Annotated in this window: 16 protein-coding genes, 1 pseudogene and 1 riboswitch; of the genes and pseudogenes, 6 read left to right on the top strand and 11 right to left on the bottom strand. The window is 42.9% G+C overall.

Features of this window, described 5'->3' with window-relative positions; translation table 11 throughout:
• Positions 1–8 precede the first annotated feature (8 nt).
• The 9 genes from C7384_RS00765 to C7384_RS00725 all read right to left on the bottom strand — a co-directional run bounded on the left by C7384_RS00765 (position 9) and on the right by C7384_RS00725 (position 10,847).
• Positions 9–578, bottom strand: coding sequence for an anthranilate synthase component II (locus tag C7384_RS00765; RefSeq protein WP_089937471.1), 570 nt, complete (start codon positions 576–578; stop codon positions 9–11).
• Positions 575–1,939, bottom strand: coding sequence for an anthranilate synthase component I (gene trpE, locus C7384_RS00760; protein ID WP_089937469.1), 1,365 nt, complete (start codon positions 1,937–1,939; stop codon positions 575–577). The genes C7384_RS00765 and trpE overlap by 4 nt, the downstream gene beginning before the upstream one ends.
• Positions 1,932–2,702, bottom strand: coding sequence for a tryptophan synthase subunit alpha (trpA, locus tag C7384_RS00755; protein WP_089937467.1), 771 nt, complete (start codon positions 2,700–2,702; stop codon positions 1,932–1,934). Before trpA ends, trpE begins: the two co-directional genes overlap by 8 nt.
• On the bottom strand, positions 2,699–3,274 hold the full coding sequence (locus C7384_RS00750; RefSeq protein WP_089937465.1) for a phosphoribosylanthranilate isomerase: 576 nt from the start codon (positions 3,272–3,274) through the stop codon (positions 2,699–2,701). The genes trpA and C7384_RS00750 overlap by 4 nt, the downstream gene beginning before the upstream one ends.
• A complete protein-coding gene (trpC, locus tag C7384_RS00745) occupies positions 3,261–4,064 on the bottom strand; it encodes an indole-3-glycerol phosphate synthase TrpC (RefSeq protein ID WP_089937463.1) in 804 nt (267 codons plus the stop codon). Before trpC ends, C7384_RS00750 begins: the two co-directional genes overlap by 14 nt.
• Position 4,065: 1 nt before the next feature.
• Positions 4,066–5,085 carry an anthranilate phosphoribosyltransferase gene (gene trpD / locus C7384_RS00740; RefSeq protein WP_089937460.1) on the bottom strand — a complete coding sequence of 340 codons (1,020 nt, stop codon included), beginning with the start codon at positions 5,083–5,085 and terminating at the stop codon, positions 4,066–4,068.
• Entirely contained in the window at positions 5,078–6,268 is a 1,191-nt protein-coding gene (gene trpB / locus C7384_RS00735; RefSeq protein ID WP_089937458.1) for a tryptophan synthase subunit beta, read from the bottom strand. The genes trpD and trpB overlap by 8 nt, the downstream gene beginning before the upstream one ends.
• Positions 6,269–6,626: 358 nt before the next feature.
• A complete protein-coding gene (locus tag C7384_RS00730) occupies positions 6,627–9,851 on the bottom strand; it encodes a GbpC/Spa domain-containing protein (RefSeq protein ID WP_089937456.1) in 3,225 nt (1,074 codons plus the stop codon).
• Positions 9,852–10,052: 201 nt separating this feature from the next.
• Positions 10,053–10,847: a 2-keto-4-pentenoate hydratase gene (locus C7384_RS00725; RefSeq protein ID WP_176760686.1), complete on the bottom strand. Its 795-nt coding sequence runs from the start codon at positions 10,845–10,847 to the stop codon at positions 10,053–10,055.
• A gap of 450 nt (positions 10,848–11,297) precedes the next feature.
• Positions 11,298–11,390, top strand: a riboswitch (TPP riboswitch).
• 97 nt (positions 11,391–11,487) lie between these two features.
• On the opposite strand from C7384_RS00725, the gene tenA reads away from it, so the two are divergent.
• From tenA to thiM, 4 genes are read left to right on the top strand one after another with little or no spacing between them, the layout of a single operon-like run.
• Entirely contained in the window at positions 11,488–12,186 is a 699-nt protein-coding gene (tenA, locus tag C7384_RS00720) for a thiaminase II (protein WP_089937453.1), read from the top strand.
• A complete protein-coding gene (gene thiD, locus C7384_RS00715; protein WP_089937451.1) occupies positions 12,180–12,995 on the top strand; it encodes a bifunctional hydroxymethylpyrimidine kinase/phosphomethylpyrimidine kinase in 816 nt (271 codons plus the stop codon). Before tenA ends, thiD begins: the two co-directional genes overlap by 7 nt.
• Positions 12,982–13,623 carry a thiamine phosphate synthase gene (thiE, locus tag C7384_RS00710; RefSeq protein WP_089937450.1) on the top strand — a complete coding sequence of 214 codons (642 nt, stop codon included), beginning with the start codon at positions 12,982–12,984 and terminating at the stop codon, positions 13,621–13,623. The genes thiD and thiE overlap by 14 nt, the downstream gene beginning before the upstream one ends.
• A 2-nt stretch (positions 13,624–13,625) precedes the next feature.
• Complete coding sequence (gene thiM, locus C7384_RS00705) at positions 13,626–14,405, top strand: hydroxyethylthiazole kinase (RefSeq protein WP_089937448.1); 780 nt, start codon at positions 13,626–13,628, stop codon at positions 14,403–14,405.
• 57 nt (positions 14,406–14,462) lie between these two features.
• Here thiM and spxB read toward each other — a convergent pair.
• Positions 14,463–16,283: pseudogene (gene spxB / locus C7384_RS00700) on the bottom strand (pyruvate oxidase).
• 382 nt (positions 16,284–16,665) lie between these two features.
• On the opposite strand from spxB, the gene C7384_RS00695 reads away from it, so the two are divergent.
• Together C7384_RS00695 and C7384_RS00690 are read left to right on the top strand one after the other, a co-directional pair.
• Entirely contained in the window at positions 16,666–17,748 is a 1,083-nt protein-coding gene (locus C7384_RS00695) for a PTS sugar transporter subunit IIC (RefSeq protein ID WP_089937446.1), read from the top strand.
• A gap of 48 nt (positions 17,749–17,796) precedes the next feature.
• On the top strand, positions 17,797–18,015 hold the full coding sequence (locus C7384_RS00690) for an SHOCT domain-containing protein (RefSeq protein WP_133240774.1): 219 nt from the start codon (positions 17,797–17,799) through the stop codon (positions 18,013–18,015).
• 34 nt (positions 18,016–18,049) lie between these two features.
• On the opposite strand, the gene C7384_RS00685 is transcribed toward C7384_RS00690, so the two are convergent.
• Positions 18,050–19,486 (bottom strand): hypothetical protein, encoded by a 1,437-nt coding sequence (locus C7384_RS00685; protein WP_089937441.1) that lies wholly within the window; start codon positions 19,484–19,486, stop codon positions 18,050–18,052.
• Positions 19,487–19,555 lie beyond the last annotated feature (69 nt).

Genomic DNA, 19,555 nt, shown 5'->3' with positions numbered 1-19,555 from the left:
GCTGGTTTTTACTTCCCCTCAATCTCTGCCACAAAACGCTTAATCATTTCCTGACCAGCTGGTGTGCCGATTGATTCTGGGTGGAATTGTACCCCATAAATTGGCAAGCTATCATGCTCAATAGCCATCACTTCCCCATCATCAGTGGCGACGCCCGTCACTTTGAAATGAGCGGGCAAGTGGTCTTTATCAACAATCAAGGAATGATAACGCATGATGTCAACATCTGGCGCTTCATCAAACAACTTAGACTGACTAGTCTTCATCTGCGACATCTTCCCGTGACGAATCTCAGGAGCATGGGCGACCTGACCGCCAAAGACTTCGCCAATTGCTTGATGACCCAGACAAATGCCTAACATCGGTTTATCTTCGGCGTGTTCTTTAATCAGCGCTTCCATCTGGCCGGCTTGGTCCGGTGAACCTGGACCTGGCGAAAAAATAATCCCATCGGCCTGTTGGGCAACAGCCTCTAATTCTGGATCATCATTGCGTAATACTTGAACTTCCGTTAACTGACCGACAATTTGGGCCAAATTATAGGTAAAAGAATCGTAATTATCTACCAGTAAAATCATGATAAACCTCCAACATGCAACAAGGCTCGGGCCTTATTAAGCGTTTCTTGATATTCATTAGCCGCAACTGAGTCATAAACAATTCCGGCACCAGCTTGCACGTAACCCTTCTTATCCTTGACAATCATTGTTCGAATACCAATGGCAAAGTCCATTTGATTATCCTGGGACAAATAACCAACTGCACCAGCGTAAACACCGCGTTTAACAGGTTCCATCTCATACAACCGTTGCAAAGCACGAACCTTAGGCGCACCCGACACGGTACCAGCCGGCAAAGTTGCCTTTAAAGCGGCAATTGCTGGTGTATCGGCCTTTAATTTCCCTTGGACTTCGGACACCAAATGCATGACATAACGGTATTTTTCAATATCCAGCAAACGAGTGACCTGCACGGAACCATATTCACTAACCTTACCAATATCATTGCGCCCCAGATCAACTAGCATGCGATGTTCAGCTAATTCCTTTTCATTGCTAAGCAAGTCATCAGCCATTTGCTGGTCAACAATTGGATCAGCACTGCGTTTACGGGTGCCCGCAATCGGATTAGTCGTGACGACATCGCCGCGGACCGTTACCAAACTCTCTGGTGAAGCCCCAATAATCTGGTAATCACCATAATCTAGAAAATACATATAGGGGGATGGATTTGACCGTCGTAATTGACGATAAAAATCAAAGGGTTGGTCAACGAAATCAAAAGAGAATCGTTGCGATGGTACGATTTGGAACATATCTCCGTCAGTAATCAATTCCTTAGCCCGTTCGACAATCGCTTCAAACTGTTCCGAGGTCAGATTAGATTTTGGTTTTAGCTCATGCAAATGGACTGGCAGGACCTCAGCGGGACTAACCTGATGCAACTTAACTTCCAAGTTTTCAATGACCTGGTCCAAATCCGTCCGACCAGAATAAACATTATCGGCCACAAGGGTCATGGTTTGAGCTTGATGATCAAAAACGACAAAGGTTTCATATAAGAAAAGATGGGTATCAGGCATGCTCAAGTCATTAGCTGGCTGCTTCCCTAATTTTTCATAAACGGCAATTGTATCAAAACCAACATAGCCAATCGCCCCACCTTGAAATGGCAAACCTTCAATTGGTTCATCCTGATGAACGACCAGTTCTTGTAAGGCCTGCAGTGGATCATCGGTAGTCTGGGTTTGACCGTCAATGACTACCGTCTGTCCCGTTGATTCAAATTCGTGCACTGGGTCCAAAGCAATTACCGAATAACGGGATGATTCGGCTTGATGGCCCATCGATTCTAGCATGAAACTGTGCTTCCCACGTAGGCGGAAATAGGCACTAACCACCGTGGTCGTATCAGCGTCAATGATTTTTACTTTACGCATTTTGAGCCTCTTTCATTTTGGTAATGAATTCAGTCAAATAAGGGCCGGCATCGTGGGGATGATGGGCGATGATATCAACAATCGCTGAACCAACAATGATGGCGTTGGCTGCTGGGAACTGACGCGCTTGCTCAACTTGGCTAATCCCAAAACCAACCGCCACCGGAATATCACTGTACTGGCGAATCTGCTCAATTAATTGATTGGCTTCGTTGGAAAGCTTTTGTCGCGTACCTGTGATTCCTAGCGAAGAGACCACATAGACAAAACCAGAGGCATTTTTCAAAATAGCTGGCAAACGCTCTCCCGACTGACTGGTTACTAACTGAATTAAATCTCGTTCATACTGCTTAGCCAATGCCAGGAACTCGCCCTGCTCTTCAAGTGGCAAATCCGGCAAAATGATTCCCTGGACATCAAAGGCCTGCATTTGAGCCAGAAATTTTTCATAACCGTATTTAAATACAATATTGGTATAGGTTAAAAATACTAAAGGTACATCCGTTTTTTGGCGAATCTTAGCGACCGTTTCAAAAACTTTAGCAGTCGTTGAGCCGTTATTTAATGCCCGTTGATCAGCGCTTAAAATGGTTGGGCCATCGGCACTCGGATCACTAAAGGCAATCCCCAGCTCGACCACATCAGCGCCGGCTTGAGCCATATCGACCACATACTCAACGGTATGATCAAAATCAGGGTCACCAACGACGGTAAAGCCGATAAAGTTGCCCTTGTCTTGTAATGTTTGGGTTAATGATTTCATGATAACTCCCTTACTATTTGTACTAAGCGTTGCATAGTAGCTAAGTCCTTGAGACCGGCCACTTCACTTCCTGAAGATATATCAACGACTGCTGGTTGCGTTTGGGCAATAGCCGTCGCTAAATTATCGACGTTCAAACCCCCAGCCAAAATGGTTGGCGTTGGACTGTCTTCTAATAACTGCCAATCAAAATTTTGACCACTACCAGCACCGGCATCAACTAAACGGTAATCGGCCTGAGTCGTAACCTGCTGGCCAGGTTGCATGACTTGAATAACCGGTAATCCAGCTGCTTGTAGCTGAGCGACCATGCGTTCATCTTCTTGGCCATGCAACTGCACATATTGAATGATGCCCTGATAAGCTAAAATTTCAGCTAAATCTTGGTTAACAAACACCCCAACTAATGGAATTTTAGGATCTAAGTCCCGTCGCATGGCTTTTGCCAAGTCACGATCGACACTACGACGATGACCTGGCGCCAAAATAATCCCAGCAAAATCAGGTTGAACTTGATTTAAATAAGCCACATCAGCCAAACGAAAATTACCACAGAGTTTAATCTTGGTCATGGCTAAAGCCTCGTAAACGATTAATTTCAGCCACCTTATCGGGTGCTCTCATAAAAGTTTCACCAACTAAAATCCCGTTAATGCCGGCTTGCTCTAGCTGCAACACGTCGCTACGGCTTTGAATCCCCGATTCAGAAATTACCGCAATATCGGCTGGAATGTTTTCACGGAGCCGTTGTGTATTGCCAAAATCAACCGTAAAGTCCTTCAGATTACGATTATTCACGCCAATAATTTCCGCCCCCGCTTGCACTGCTCGTTGAATTTCGTCTTGGTCATGGGCTTCGACAATTGCCGATAAGCCTAATTCTTGCGCCAAAGCCAAATAATCGGTTAGCTGCTGATCGGATAAAATCGCTACAATTAGCAAAATTGCACTAGCGCCAGCCGCTTTAGCTTCATAAATCATGTAAGGATCAATGGTAAAATCCTTCCGCAATACAGGGACATCGGTTGTAGCCACAACAGCCTTTAAAATATCTAGGGAACCCTTAAAATACTCTTCTTCGGTTAAGACCGAAATCATGTCGACTTTGGCCTGCGTATAGTCACGAGCAATTTGCCGATAATCAAAGGCTTCACGAGGAACGATTTGCCCCTTGGATGGTGAAGCCTGCTTAATTTCAGAAATGACTGTAATTGGTGCTTGGGCTAACTTTTGATTCAACACCAAGGCTGGTCTTTGATCGGCAGCTTGTTCAATCTGAGCCTTTAAATCAGCCAAAGACACTTGTTCTTGGCGCCGAGCCATATTTTTTTTAGTAGCAGCTACTAGGTCATCTAAAATCATTTCAGGCCTCCTTGGTCGCCGTCCGTAGTTTAGCTAATTGCTGATAGGCCGAACCATCATGGAGCAAGTCCTGGGCTAAGGCCAAACCTTCTTTAAAATTAGCTACTTTCTGGTCAGCTAACAGAGCCATGGCAGCGTTAATCAGGACAATATCAGTCTTTGGACCAGCTAATTTACCAGTCAGAATGGCCTTAGTAATCTGGGCATTATCGGCTGGCTCGCCCCCTTGCAATTCGGTCAAATCACAAGTTTTAAAACCAAATTCCGTTGGATCAAAGACCGTTTCACTAACCTGACCATTTCGCAAAATTGCCATATCCGTTTTAGTTGTCAGGGTAACTTCATCTAATCCGTCTTGTCCATTAACCAAAATAGCATTTTTAACTCCCAATTCATTTAAAACGTGGGCCAGTGGTACTAACAGATGCTTAGAGTAAACACCCATCAGCATGCTCTGCGGCCGAGTCGGATTGACCAAAGGACCCAAAACATTAAAGACTGTTCGGAAACCAAGGGCCTTACGAACATTAGCGACATATTTCATGGCTGGATGATAAGTCCGGGCAAATAAGAACGTTTGACCAACTTCCTTAAGGACTTGAGTGGCTTGATCGGGATTGAGGTCAATATTGATACCCAAGGCTTCTAACGCATCAGCGGTCCCCGACTTGGAACTCGCTGCCCGGTTACCATGTTTGACTACCGGAACGCCGGCGGCTGAAACAATAAAACTAGCCGTTGTCGAAATATTAAAAGTGTTGGACATATCGCCACCAGTGCCGACAATATCCATGGCCTGTAATTCGGCTGGAATCTTAATACTATGGTCAATCATAGCCTGGGCTGAACCAGTAATTTCTGGAATCGATTCATTCTTGACTGCCAAGCCCATCAAATAAGCAGCAATTTCAATGTCTGAAGCTTGACCTGACATAATTTCATTCATAACGTCTTGAGCCATTTGAGCACTCAAATCTTGACGCAGCGATAAAGTTTTTAAAGCAGCTTGCATTTTACTCATGTAGGTCAACTCCTTTGTAGCGAGCAATGGCAGCAACATCCTTATCCCCACGGCCACTCAAGGTCACCATAATCTGTTGATCAGGGCGCATGGTTGGCGCTAATTTCATGGCATAGGCCAAGGCGTGAGAACTTTCAATGGCAGCGATAATTCCTTCTTGTTTAGCAATATATTCAAAGGCTTCCACGGCCTCATCATCGGTAGCCGGTACATACTGGGCTCGATCAATGTCCCGTAAGTAGGCATGTTCTGGACCAATTCCGGGATAATCTAGTCCCGCCGAAATACTATAAACTGGATCAATTTGTCCATCAGATGACTGTAAGAATTCTGACTTCATCCCATGGAAAATCCCAATTGAACCTCGGGCCATCGTGGCCGCAGTTTGATCAGTATCAACTCCCTTACCAGCGGCTTCGACCCCAATCAACTGAACTTCGGGATCATCGACAAAATTAGCAAAGGAACCAATCGCATTAGAACCACCACCGACACAGGCTAAGACAGCATCTGGTAAGCGACCAGTTTGATCTAAGAACTGCTGGCGAGCCTCTTCACTAATAACTGACTGGAAATACTTCACCATTTCAGGGAAAGGATAAGGGCCAACTGCCGATCCCAAGACATAGAAAGTGTCATCAATTCGCTGGGTCCAATCTTGGAAAGTCGCATTTACGGCATCTTTTAGAACCTGTGTCCCGGTTGTGACGGCGTTAACCTTGGCGCCCAACAGTTCCATTCGATACACATTTAAGGCCTGGCGATCAGTATCTTCTTTACCCATGAAAATCTCACATTCCATGTCAAAGAGCGCAGCCGCCGTAGCTGTGGCAACCCCGTGTTGACCAGCACCTGTTTCGGCAATCAAACGGGTCTTGCCCATTTTTTTAGCAATCAAAGCTTGGCCCAAGACATTGTTAATTTTATGAGCACCGGTATGGTTTAAATCTTCACGTTTAAGGTAAATCTGTGCTCCGCCTAAATCCTTAGACATATTCTTAGCATGATAAAGCAAGGAAGGCCGATTGGCATAATTAATCAATAAATCTTTGAGTTCCGCTTGAAAAGCTGGATCCTGACGATAGTGATGAAAAGCTTCTGCTACTTCGTTAACTGCCGGCATTAGTAACTCTGGAATAAACTGACCACCATATTGGCCAAAGTAACGTTGATCATTTGTCATAATTTTTCCTCACTTTTACATATACACAAAAAACCGCCCAGAAATTGCTTTCACAAAATCAGGACGGTTTTCCCGCGGTGCCACCTGTTTTCAGTTACCTTTCGATAACCACTCTCCACAGCCTGCTAACACAGGCCTGACAACTGACGTATGTCATTACGTTCTAACCTACTTGCAATAATGCTTTCAGCAGACCCTCGATGGTCCATTTGCCAATTTGCGTTCGTCCCAGCTCTCAGTATCCCGGGCTCCCTGTGCGTGCACAATTGGTTTGATCTCCATCTCATCGGTTTATTGGACGATTAAATTAGCTATATTCTAATTTGTATTTAATGCTTTGTCAATACTTTTTAATAAATTATTGATCTTGACGACGGCGACCCATCAAACCAAGTGCGCCAACACCAGCACTAAGACCTAAGAAGAAGGCTACATCAGTACTGTGCGATTGCTGCTGACTCGTTTGACCAGTCTTTGGTAAAGTCTTAGCCTTAGCACTCGTCTGCCTTGGTTGGGCAGATACATCTGTATCCCAAAGGGGCTTAGGAGCAATCGTGCTTTCTGAAGTCAAACCATTCACACTAGCTGCTGATTCAGAACGAACCTGTGAGTTAGAAGTTGACAATGAGTCAGATAATGAATGGAATTGTGAATCAGAAGTCGACTGTTGCGCTGAAGTAGATGGATAGTTCGATGTGGAAATCGAACCACTAGTTGAGGCCGCTTTAGAATGGTCACTTGATGTTGATGCAGCAGATGAAGCTGAAGTCGACGCATTCTTTGAGTCTGAGGCCGAAGTACTTCCTGAGACAGAATCCGATGCAGCCTTGGAAGTCGACGCATTGTGTGAATCACTCTTAGACTTCTCATTTGACGTTGAAGTCGAGGCTGATGCTGAAGTTGAGGCTTTCTTGGAATCTGAACCTGACGCACTTGCTGAGGTAGAATCTGCTTGTGACTTCGACGTTGAAGCATTATGTGAATCACTCTTAGACTGGTCATTTGAGATTGAAGCTGATGCCGAAGCCGAAGTTGAGGCAGCCTTGGAATCACTTACTGAAGTTGAGGCTGAATGACTAGCCGATGTTGAATTTGAAATTGAATCATGGGCTGATACTGATCCAGAAATCGACTGGTGGGTCGAAGTGGAAATCGAATTATTTTCTGATTCAGAACTTGATTCATGGTCCGAAATCGAATTAGAAGTTGACGCATGAGTCGAAGCTGAAGTTGAAGTATTCTTAGAAATCGAATTAGAAATTGAATCATGGGTAGAAGTTGAACTTGCACCCGAAGCATCCTTAGAGGTTGAAGTTGAATCTGACGCTGCCTTAGAGGCTGAAGTAGAATCAGATGCAGCCTTGGATGTTGAAGCAGAATCAGATGCTGCTTTGGATGCCGAACTTGAATCCGATGCAGCTTTAGAGGTTGAAGTAGAATCAGATGCTGCCTTAGAGGCTGAAGTTGAAGTAGATTCTGACCCTGCCTTAGACGTAGATTCCTTACCAGATTCAGAATTAATTTTACTTTCTGAATTAGAAGTTGAAGTAGACGTAGAAGCTGATTCGGAGCTAGTATCCTTAATTTCAACTGTGTTGTAGTGGTAGTCGACCGTCTTGTCTTCCTTTTTAACTAAATCATTTTCGTGGTAATGAACCGAGATTGGATCCTTGGCTGCTGCTTCGTCATAAAGATGATACTCGCTCTGAATGGCCGTTGGCTTAACTGGTTCCGGCAACTTTTCCGGTGCCTTTGGCTCAACTTCTGGTTCATAGCTAGGAGCCACTGGTTCAGCTGGCAAAGTACCAACCGGCACGAAAGTACTACTCTGTGCCCAAGTAAATGGATTAGTGTCCATTGGTCCAGAATCAGTTTCCAAAGTTGACTTAATGGCCGAAGCCCCGGTATTCAACTGATAAATTGCTGATCCAACGTAGAAGTCCTTGCTAGAAATGTCATCCCAATTTGAATCAGCGGTACTGTTATCCTTGCTGGCAAAAGCCCAACCAGAACCTTGATCACTGATGCTACCGCCGGTAATTGGAATGAAACGAGCATCCTCGATCCGCACTTTTTCAATGTGGCTCTTATTAGCATCCTCACTCCAGTTATTCAATGAACCAACGGTGATAACGGCATCCTTATCAAAAGTAATTTGCTTACCATCTTGGTCAAAGAATGTTTCAGTTTCAATAACTTGGCGCTTGTAAGCATCCTTAACTTCGTTACCCGCATGGGCATGGTTCACAGAACTGTTGTACCAAACGTTTAAGACAGGGTTCTTACCAATGTACATTTCAATTGGTTCGTTATTAACATTTTCACCATAGGTAAAGGTACGAACAATTTTACTAATCTTTTGATCACGGTAACTAGAATTGGACAAGTTAGTATAGGAAACTGTGATCGTGTCGCCCTTACTTAAATTAGTCTTGTAATAGCCTGGTTGCTTGTTAGGTGCATCACTGTCAACTGGCTTAGTAACATTTCCAGTATAAGTGATATCCGACTTAGCCTGCTCTTCTGATCCCAAATGCAAAGCTTGCGTCAATAATTCACTAGCGTAACCCTTTTCATGGGTCTTAGCGATTAATTCGGCCTTCTTGGCATCGTAATCAGCAACAGCCTTGTCATAAGCAGCTTTCATCTCAGCATTCTTTTTCTTAGCAGCCGTATAAGCTTCTTGGGCCTTGTTATAAGCATCTTCATTGGCTTTATTAGTAGTATTTACTTTTTCCAAAGCAGCTTCGTACTCTTTTTGAGCCAGTACTTGCTTATCTTGTGCATTTCTCAACTGATTAAGCTGTTGTTCTTTATCAGCTTGCAAATCGGCCAAAGTAAAGTCTTTTTTATTATCAGTTGGCTTTAAAATAACACCAGCATCTTTGGCTTCACTAACAGCCTTATTGACCTCAGCGTTCGCATCACTGACAGCTTCATTTAACTTAGTTGTCGCTTGATTTTGTTGCTTTTGCTGTTCAGTAGCAGCATCAATTTGCTTAACTTGAGCGGCAGCATCCTTTTGAACATCAGCAATAGTTTGCTGTGATTGATTGGCATCCTTGATCACATCAACACCTTGATCTTGGGCTGCTTGAGCAGCATCATGAATAGTAGCATTTGACTCTTGCGTTGCCTTTTGATCAGCCGTATTTTGTTGTTTCTGGCTAACCTGCTGATTAATTGTATCGACTTGTTGTTGATAATCAGCATCGGCTTGTTTGACCAAATTACTATAATCATCAATTCGACCCGGAAAGTTTTTACCAGGAACTTCTTGCGTTTTCAAGCCGGCATCTTGAGCATTTTTAACGGCCTGATCCAAACTAGGACTAGGCACCTTGCTTTTTTCATCCTTCTGGACGGTCTGGTTAGACGGCGTTGCAGTAGCTGGCGCACTAACAGTTTGAGCTTGGTTAGCAACCGCTGTTGGCGTAACCGTATCGGCTGAGGCTAGTTGATTTTGTCCAAATAAACCAATTCCCGTTACACCAGTAACCGAAAGCAATCCCAAGGCAAACTTTGTTTTTGTATTTAGACCATCAAATGATGGCTGATTGGCATGTTTCATATGTTTTCCCATCACTGCTCCTTTTTAGAGAAGAAACAAGTTAATTATTAACTTTTTGTTAAGATTTCTTTCCTGTATGAGTACATTCTACCAGATTTTTAGTAATAGTTGGAAAAACTTGACTTATATGAGAATTTTTATTTTATTTTTGCGAGCAAAATGCCATAAAAAAGCTTAACCTCTAAAATTTCAAAGGTAAGCCATTAATCATAACTATTCAACTGTTAAGGTTACATCCGAGAAACCATGATTAAAACTAGCCTGCCACTCCCCAGCAGTTAAGTGTGGCGGTAGAAGGAAGGTACCGGATGATACCCGCTGTCCAGCGGATAATTCTTTGCCTTGCTCAGCTAACTTTTTAACCAACCATTGTAAAGAATTAAGTGGGTTACCTAGTACTTCAGCCGAACTACCTTGGGCTACTTCTTGACCATCGTGAGAAAGGGTCGTCGTAACTTCAGTTAGATCTGACATACTGAAATCATTTGTTTCCCGTTCGGTACCATAGACAACATAACCACCAACAGCCGCATCGGCCATCACTAAGTATTTAGATAAAGATGGGAACCAATCACTAAAGCGAGCATCTGGCACCTCAACACCAGGTGCCACCGTAGTTTTACGAGCCAAATCAGCTAAAGTATCGGTAGGCAAAAGTGGCTCCTTGGCCTTAAAGACCAGTTCAACTTCGGCCAAGGGATCCATTAAATCGTGTTTTAAGGAAAGTTTAGCAGGAGAAGGTACAAAATGCTGGGCTACCTGGGCGCCAAAGAGTGGCTCCTTTGAATCAAACATATCCTGGGTTTGCTGACTAGTTAAGCTGACCTTATAACCCCCAACCTGCTGTCCTTTTAAATCCATTAAACGTGCTTGTACCCGGTAAGCTGCTGCATCATCTTGGACTAAATCTTCCCATTCAGCCATGTCTAGAGCCACCTGACTGGTATAGGCCTGGTAAAGGGCCTGGGCTAACTTCTCTTCATTTGCTGTTAATTGAGTTTGAGTCATAATTTTGTGCTCCATTTCATATTTTTTATAAACAAAAAGCGCCCCATCTCCGCTACATAAGTAGAAAAGATAAGGGCGCTAAAGCGCGGTACCACCTTATTTCACTGCAACCGTTAATGGTTGAGTCTTCACGTACAGCACGAAGCGATACGCTGGCAGGATAACGGTCGCAGCCGAGCAAACTTACTTGATTCGGTTTGCCTGCTAAAGAGTGATGGTTACCCGTTGATCTGCTTGTATTGTTCCACCACCCCAATACTCTCTATGTTTTCAATCAAGGAACAGCTCTTATTTTCGCCTTTTGTTTATGAATTGATTCTTAGTATAGCTAAATTATGAGAAAAGTCAAGTTTTTATCATTTTATTTTAATAATTAGATTTAGTAGACAAGCTGTAAATCCTTATGCTAGACTGAGGTCGCAGCCATTAGCTGTAAAAATTTAATAAGATATTTGTCCACTGGGGTGCCAATTTGGCTGAGATGATACCCATTGAACCTGATTCTAGTTAGCACTAGCGTAGGAACGTGGCACGGATACACTGATAGTTTTTTTAATTGGTAACGTGTAGGCACCCCAAGTTAGTCTTGTGGGTGCCTTTTTATTTCTCCTAATCTGGACAAATATTATCTGGAGGACTTATGCAATACTCAGAGTACTTGATTCAAAAGGCGCAACCAATTCTAAAAGAAATTTTGGATCATCCCTTCGTTGAGGGAATTAAAAACGGACAATTACCCCAAAATGCCGTCACTTTTTATGTACAGCAAGATTATCAATATTTGGATGAGTTTGTTCGTATTTATGGTCACGCCATTGCCTGTAGTCAAGAACGAAAATTTGCGCAATTTTTCAATGAACAAATTAGTTTTTTAATGGATCAAGAAAGTAAAGCGCATCAAATTCTATGTCAAGCGGCTCAGCTTAATTATGCAGAACTTAAAAATGCCATCCCCTCACCCAAAGCCTATCTCTACCAATCACATATGCTCCGGGCCGGACAAACTGGTAGTCTACTAAATATTTTAGCTGCCCTGCAACCCTGCCCTTGGACTTATCTAGAAATCGGACAGCATTTAACGGTTACTTCAACTAGCGACAATCCTTATCAAGAATGGATTAATTTTTATGCTGACAGTTCGACGACCACTGAAACAATTTTTCAATTCATTGATCAACTAGCTAACAAAGCAACTGCAGATGAACTAAAAACCGCCACCCAGTATTTCTTAAAAAGCTGTGAGCTGGAGTGGCAATTTTGGCAGCAAGCCTATTATCAAGAAGACTGGCGTTTTAAGCAAGTCTTAAGTGCGGCCGAAAAGGAGCCCTTTTCATGGTAAAAAATGTCCCTGAAGTATTAACCATTGCCGGCACTGATTCCGGAGGCGGAGCCGGTATGATGGCTGATATCAAAACCATGCAGATGTGCCATGTTTTTGCCACGGGCGTGGTCACTGGCGTGACTGCTCAAAATACACTGGGCGTTCAAGCTGCTCTGCCCTTACCAACTGCCATTATTGATCAACAGTTTCAGTCTGTTGCCAGTGATTTTACCATTCGGGCCGTTAAAACTGGTGCCCTGTTTGATCAGCAACGAGTAGCCTGTGTAGCTGAAAACTTACAAAAATATCATTTCGGACCCTTAGTCGTCGATCCAGTCATGGTTGCTAAAGGTGGTGCTAAGCTACTAACCGATGCAGCCATTGATACCTTAATCCAAGACTTACTTCCTCTAGCTGATTTAATTACGCCAAACCTGCCCGAAGCACAAGTAATAGTAAATCAAGAACTAGCCAACGAGGATGCCATTTGGCAAGCCTGTGCCGAAATCCAAGCGATGGGCGCCAAAAACGTGGTCATAAAGGGTGGTCATTTGACCAATCAAGCCAATCATGACTTCGTTTTACTAGCTGATGGCCGCCAATTAACCTTAACTGGTGACTGGGTCAATACCCGTCGAACACATGGCACTGGCGATACCTTTTCTTCAGTAGTCGTTTCGCAATTAGCTAAAGGGCAAGAATTAATTGACGCCCTGCAAACTGCTAAATCATTTTTAAATACTATTCTACAAGATGAAATTATAGTCGGTCATGGACATGGCCCATTAAACCATTGGGGAGCAGAGGATACTAATGTACAAATTTAAACCAGAAATGCTAAACCTCTATTTAGTTGGAGGTAGTCAAAACGTAGCCGGTAATCAAATCCGCTTCTTAGAAATCCTCGAACAAGCTTGTCAATTGGGGATTACCGCTTTTCAATATCGTGAAAAAGATGGCAGTACTCTCAGCAAAGAGGAAAAAATTAATTTAGGGCATCAGGTCCGTAAAATTACCCAACAATACCAAATTCCATTAATTGTTGATGATGACTGGCAGTTAGCCCAGAAAATCGGAGCTGACGGTCTGCATTTAGGACAAAGTGACGTGCCCTTAATGGATATTTTACCGGAAGTTAGCAATTTAATTTTAGGCCTATCAGTCCATGATCAACAGGAATTACCGGCAACAGACCTCTTAAATCAACTTGATTATTTAGGAGTTGGACCAGTCTATAGCACGCGCAGTAAGACTAAAATAAAAACACCGATTGGTCTGGACGGTCTCAAAAATGTAGTTCAGCTAACCGATAAACCCATCGTCGCCATTGGAGGCATTCACCCGGATAATGCTTGCGCAATTCGTACCACCGGCGTAGATGGCCTAGCTGTTATATCGGCAATCTTTAATAGTTCCCAACTAACACAAGACATCAGCAAACTAAAGGAGTCTTAAAAATGTTATCAATCAATACTGTCCGCCAGCAAAATCCAATTGTGCTCAACATTTCTAACACCGTTACCCAGCAACGCGTCGCCGATGCCATCAGTTTTTTTGGTGGCTCACCAATTATGTTTACTGATATCGAAGAAACTAAAGATTTACTAAGTATCGCCCAGGCACTGGTTATTAATCTTGGATCGGTGAATGAGCATAGTTTAAGCCAAGCAATTGAAGCCGGCCAGGTCGCTAATCGACTAGGTATTCCGGTCGTCGTTGACCCCGTTGCAGTTGCCGTGACTAAGGTTCGACGGCAAGCCTTTCAACAATTAAGTGCGGCAGTTAATTTTACAGCCATTCGAGGAAATGCTGGCGAGCTAGCCTACTTGGCTGAAATCGATTGGCATAGCCAAGGTATTGATGCTGGCCAGGGTGATTTATCCCAACTTAGCTTAATTGCTCAAAAAGTAGCTCAACGTTACCACACTTTCAGTGTTTTAACCGGGCCAACTGATTATATTTCCGATGGTAATATTGTCCAAACCGTCGCTAATGGACATCCCTATTTTCAGACTAATGTCGGTAGCGGTGATATGCTAGATGGCATTTTAGGCGTCGCTTTAGCAATTGAAAATTCACTCAATAGTCTAAGTTGGGCCACCGGTATCTTTGGCCTAGCTGGTGAATTGGCTGGGAAAGAAACCCCTAGCCAACCGGCGAATTTTATTCCAGCAGTACTAAATCAATTGCACCAGCTAGATGATGTGACAATTCAAAAACAAGTAAAATTAAATTAAACCATAATAAAAAACCTGTAATCCATTCGGACTACAGGTTTTTCAACTTCATTCTAATTAAAACTTAACGCCATATTCTTCAAAGAATTCAGTGACTGGCTTCAAACTCTGGCCGTCATAACTATCCAAGAAGTCGCGTAAGTTGGCTGGCTGTTGCAAATCCAAGTTTTGGTTATAGTTTGGATTAACAGTCTCGGTAATGCCGTCAGCAGTAGGAGTCAAAATCAACTCTTCAACTGGCAAATCACGCTTAGCCGTAATCTTAGCATCAATCAAGAATGGCTTACCAGCCTTAGTGACCGCCAAAGCCTTTTCAAAGGCGGCTGGCAAATCAGCTGACTTAGTAACTGTTACTGATTCAACACCCATTCCCTTAGCAATCATGGCAAAGTCTTGATCAGCCAAATCAATACCAGAATGGTGCATTGGCAAATCATCTTGCTCACTTTTAATAAAGTTCAAAGTGGTGTTAGAAGTAACGATGTTAATGATTGGCAAGTTGTACTTCTTTTCCGTCAACAAATCCTGCATGACCATTGAGAAAGCACCATCACCAGCAATGTTAAAGGCTTGACGATCTGGGAAACTCAACTTAGCAGCCAAAGCGCCTGGAATACCACTACCCATTGAAGCAAAGAGGGCTGAAATGACCCATTTGTTCTTAGGGGTCAAGTGCAAATGACGGAAGCTGTTAATAATGTTATCCCCAACATCAATCGAGAAAATGGCATCGTCATCAGCAACTTCATTAATTTGCTTGTAAATCGCTTCAAATTGAAGTGGATCAGATTCGCGATTCTCCAACATTGTCAGATATTCTTGCCAATTCTTCATGTCGGCTACGGCAGCCTGGAAGAATGGACGCGCTGGTTGCGCTTCACTGCGTTCCAAAGCCTTTTCAACAAAGGCCGTTGCATCCGACCAAATACCCATATCAAGATTGTGATGGCGACCCAACTCTACCCGATCGTTGTCAACTTGAATAAATTCAAATTGGTGCGTTTGGTAAATTAAGTTCGCAAATGGGAAATCAGCACCGATAGTAATCAACAAATCGGCAGCGGCCATAATTTCATCAGCAGCCTTAGAGGCAGCACGGTTAGCAAAACCAATGTTTCCTTCATAATCGTCTGGAATCATGCCCTTTGCCAAACCAGTCATTACCAATGGAATTTGCAACTTCTTAGACAACTCGGCAAGCTTTTCACCACCGGCCTTAATACCACGACCAACATGGATGACTGGGCGCTTGCTTTGGGCAACCTTAGCCAAGAAAGCATCAACTTCGGCATCCGTGGCTACTGGTTGTGGTTCTGGCTTGTTATCAGTTTCTGAATGTGATGAATAAATTTCATCTGGAATTTGCACGTAACCAAAATCATTTGGAATAATCACAACGGCCACGCCCTGGTGCTTATAAGCTTCACGAATGGCTTGGTCAACAACGTGCGGCAAGCTTTCAGGCGTCATAACAGTTCGGTTATAAACCGAAACATCATCAAACATAGGGCCTTCATTAAATTCTTAGAAGAAATTATAGTTCATTACCTTACTTGGTGTTTGACCAACCAAGGCTAGAACTGGAGCATGATCCTCACGCGCATCATATAGACCAGTCAGCAAGTTCGTTGCCCCAGGTCCAGCTGAACCAAAAGCTACACCAATTTTGCCAGTTAACTTAGCATCCGCCGCGGCAGCCAAAGCACCAACTTGCTCATGGCGAACCTGAATGTACTGGATATGGTCCTTTTGAAGATCAAGAGCGGCCATCGTTGAGTTAAATGAACCACCCGGATAACCGTACACATGTCCGATACCCCATGATTCCAAAACCTTCAACATAGCAACACTTGCTGCAACAGTCTTCTTTGCTGTCATTAGGAAATACCTCATATTTCTTTTTTATTTCTTTTGCTACGAGCTCATTGTAGCACCATACGACGCCTATAAGCTCAATAATTGCACATGTTAAATTAATAATTTCTCTTCGAAATATTATCTTATTGACATTGTTTTTTAATTAAGTTAAGATAATTACATTGATTTAGGAGATAGATTATGAAAACGATTTCAACATCACAATTGAATCAAATCATCGTGATCAGCCAAATTGTCATTATTATTTGACAAATAGCTGGTCAATTTTAGAGTGCCAGCTCAAAAATTACTAAGCTGGCTGATAATTTTTTTCGTAAAAATTAATTTTGACGCCACTTAGGCGTCTTTTTTGTTGGTCCGTCATAACAGATAGGAGAGAATTATGGAAAATACAGCAAAAGTTCGACCACAGACTAAATCAGAAATTGTCTACGAGGTATCACAGGGAATTTCTTATTCAATTCTATCCGTGCTAGGAATGGGACTATTACTGGCATCCGTCGGTAGTTGGGTTCATTTCCAACCGCTAGTCCAGGCCGGCTTGATGGGGCAAAAAATGTTAGCGCCTGCTTTAGGTGTTGGGATTGCCATTGCCATGCGGGCCAATGTTTTAACAACTGGGGCCGCCCTCATTTCTGCTACTGTCGGCTCCAATGCCGTTTACTTTTCACCTGCTATTGTTGTAGGTACTAAAACTGCCACAGGCTGGTTGGCCAATCAACCGGCTGGCTCGCTAGTGATGACCAGCGGACAACCAATTTCAGCTATCTTGGCTGCCATCGTTGCTGTCTTAGTTGGAAACTGGTTATCCGGTCGAACTAAGTTTGATATGATGTTAGTCCCCTTTGGTGCCACTTTACTAGGTGCTTTAACCGGTCTATTCTTTGCCTCCTTTACTACCCCAATGTTGAATTGGGTTTCTGAAAAATTAGCTGAAACCATGCAGGTCAATCCTTTCTTAGGGGCCTTTATCGTGGGTGTCTTCTGGTTCCTATTTTTAATGACACCAGCATCTTCGGCCGCCTTAGCAATCGCGGTCATGCTTGATCCCCTTTCAGCAGGAGCCGCCATGGTTGGTACTACAGCAGGATTTGTGATGTTTACTGCGATGAGTTGGACCCAAAATGACTGGGGCGCTCGTTTTGCTCAATTTGTGGTAACCCCTAAGGTTCAATTCCCTAACTTACTTAAAAATTACTGGTTGTGGTTAGGCCCCGCTGTGATTGCTGGTTTTTCGGCAACTTTAGCAGTTGGCTTTTTCCAATTGAAGGTCCCCTACGCAATTTCTGGTTTGGGATTAAATGGCTTCATCGCCCCTATCGCCCTATTAACTAATCCACGGGCCTTATTATTAACAATGGTCTTTGGGGCAGTCCTTCCGGCCGTCTTAAGTCTATTATTCTATCGACTTTTACGGCAGCTTGGGCGAAGTAAAGAAAATGATTTACATTTAGATATTGTTTAACGATCAAAAGAACTAAATTAGATTTAGTTCTTTTTTCAGTTATAATAAATGAAAAACGGAGAAAATGAGATGAACCGAGTTAAGTGGTGGGACCAAGGCAGTAAGCAACGCTATGCTAATCCTAGTCTGGCCAGCCAAAGTCAACTACGAGAGCTCCATGAATTACAGCAATTGTTAAGCCAAGGAGCTATCACGGTTGAAGAATATCAAATGAAAAAGGCTGAAAATGGTTTAAAGAATTTTCCTGATGATTTCATTAGTCAGTAAAAAACCGCTCTTTTAAAACAGAGCGGTTTTTTACTTAGTCATGGAATAATCCATTTTTGGTTAAGGTATTTTTTTTTAAAGTAAAGACTCCCTGTTTACGATCAACAATTTTAATTTGTCCATGCGCTTCAATCGCTTGACGTAAGTGATTACTTACCATTGGTGATAAATCAGCAAAACCATTTAAGGCTGGTATTTGACACTGAACCCGTTGACGATTATCAGCCAGCTGGACCAGACCAGTATAAATATCAGCGGGCAACTGTGCTACTAATTGAACAGCCGGCATTTGGGCCGGATCGGTTAAACGACGACGTAAATCGCGTAACCAATCGGCTGATATGTTTTCTACCTGGGTAAAGCTGATTAAATCATCCAAAAGTGCTAATGCTTCTCTTTGACAGGCTGAAACCTGAAGCGGATTTTCTAAGGCAACCTCTTCATTCTTTTGTCGGCTGACCAATAAAAACTGATCAGCCGATTTTTGATCCGAGATAACCGCAGGATTCATCAGTAAATAAATAAAAAATAGTCTCGTAAATTTAACCGTTAGAGCTGATACGCCAGTCTTGTTTAACGGATCCAAGTCAAATGTACGTAATTCTAAATATTGGACGCCTGTACGGGCTAAATCATCCAAATTTTCTGGACCTTTTAGACGAACCACGTCATAAAATTCTCGTTCCGCAATTAAATCGCCTTGCTGCACATCATCCTTTATTTTTTGGATATAACTATCAACGGATTGATACGAACCATAAACGCCATTACCAAATCCATAACTAGAATTACGCACCGAACGTACTAAATGCTTTAAACTTTTTTCTTGATTTGCATAAAAACTCTGGTCAGCCCAGGGAGATTCGCCAAAAAGTAGCGTAAATAGCCAACGATATGCCATAAAACCTTGGGCCAGCTTGATATAAACGGCATTGATAAAATCAATTGATGAAGTAAATTGATCTGTAAAATCAGCCTGATAAATATCGGCCATTAATGCTAGGGGTAATCCTAAATTAATATGGATTCCGCTAATCAAAGTCCGAGCAATATCACGACGTTTTGCTACAGTTTGCATATAGTTGCTCTTATATTCGTCAGCCGGTGCAATCCTAAATTCATGTCGATCTGCTGATAAGTATGGTGGCATGGAGTAGAGCCACAAGGCTTCATCAGCAGCTAAATTTTTACGAAGAACGTCATTAAAAGCGGTTAATAAATCTAAATTAGCTTCCAAATCTGGTCCACTTGGTGTAATGACCTCAACCTGCGTATCGCCAAAGTCATTACGAATCGCTTGGTGTTGCACTGGATTCCCCAATTGAAGCGGATATTTAGCCCTTGATAAATGACCTGTTTGGCGATTAATTCGATGGCCTTCAACTTCAATGCCAAAAGACAGTTGCTGCATAAATTGGTTCGTGTTTTGTGAGTGAATAATTTTTCCAAGTAAAGAATATCGATTAAGCATAGCACCATACTCCTTGAGCGTTACATTAAGAAAATAAAAAACCCAGCTACACGATTGCAGCTGGGTTTT

This window comes from Convivina intestini (assembly GCF_003096575.1).
GTDB classification, from domain to species: domain Bacteria; phylum Bacillota; class Bacilli; order Lactobacillales; family Lactobacillaceae; genus Convivina; species Convivina intestini.
Note: the sequence above shows the minus strand (reverse complement) of the source record. Positions and strands in the feature narration are given on the sequence as shown.

Bases quoted from the DNA above. Each gene is read 5' to 3' on its own strand.
- C7384_RS00765 (WP_089937471.1), bottom strand. From the start codon at position 578: ATGATTTTACTGGTAGATAATTACGATTCTTTTACCTATAATTTGGCC.
- trpE (WP_089937469.1), bottom strand. From the start codon at position 1,939: ATGCGTAAAGTAAAAATCATTGACGCTGATACGACCACGGTGGTTAGT.
- trpA (WP_089937467.1), bottom strand. From the start codon at position 2,702: ATGAAATCATTAACCCAAACATTACAAGACAAGGGCAACTTTATCGGC.
- C7384_RS00750 (WP_089937465.1), bottom strand. From the start codon at position 3,274: ATGACCAAGATTAAACTCTGTGGTAATTTTCGTTTGGCTGATGTGGCT.
- trpC (WP_089937463.1), bottom strand. From the start codon at position 4,064: ATGATTTTAGATGACCTAGTAGCTGCTACTAAAAAAAATATGGCTCGG.
- trpD (WP_089937460.1), bottom strand. From the start codon at position 5,085: ATGAGTAAAATGCAAGCTGCTTTAAAAACTTTATCGCTGCGTCAAGAT.
- trpB (WP_089937458.1), bottom strand. From the start codon at position 6,268: ATGACAAATGATCAACGTTACTTTGGCCAATATGGTGGTCAGTTTATT.
- C7384_RS00730 (WP_089937456.1), bottom strand. From the start codon at position 9,851: ATGGGAAAACATATGAAACATGCCAATCAGCCATCATTTGATGGTCTA.
- C7384_RS00725 (WP_176760686.1), bottom strand. From the start codon at position 10,847: ATGACTCAAACTCAATTAACAGCAAATGAAGAGAAGTTAGCCCAGGCC.
- tenA (WP_089937453.1), top strand. From the start codon at position 11,488: ATGCAATACTCAGAGTACTTGATTCAAAAGGCGCAACCAATTCTAAAA.
- thiD (WP_089937451.1), top strand. From the start codon at position 12,180: ATGGTAAAAAATGTCCCTGAAGTATTAACCATTGCCGGCACTGATTCC.
- thiE (WP_089937450.1), top strand. From the start codon at position 12,982: ATGTACAAATTTAAACCAGAAATGCTAAACCTCTATTTAGTTGGAGGT.
- thiM (WP_089937448.1), top strand. From the start codon at position 13,626: ATGTTATCAATCAATACTGTCCGCCAGCAAAATCCAATTGTGCTCAAC.
- C7384_RS00695 (WP_089937446.1), top strand. From the start codon at position 16,666: ATGGAAAATACAGCAAAAGTTCGACCACAGACTAAATCAGAAATTGTC.
- C7384_RS00690 (WP_133240774.1), top strand. From the start codon at position 17,797: ATGAAAAACGGAGAAAATGAGATGAACCGAGTTAAGTGGTGGGACCAA.
- C7384_RS00685 (WP_089937441.1), bottom strand. From the start codon at position 19,486: ATGCTTAATCGATATTCTTTACTTGGAAAAATTATTCACTCACAAAAC.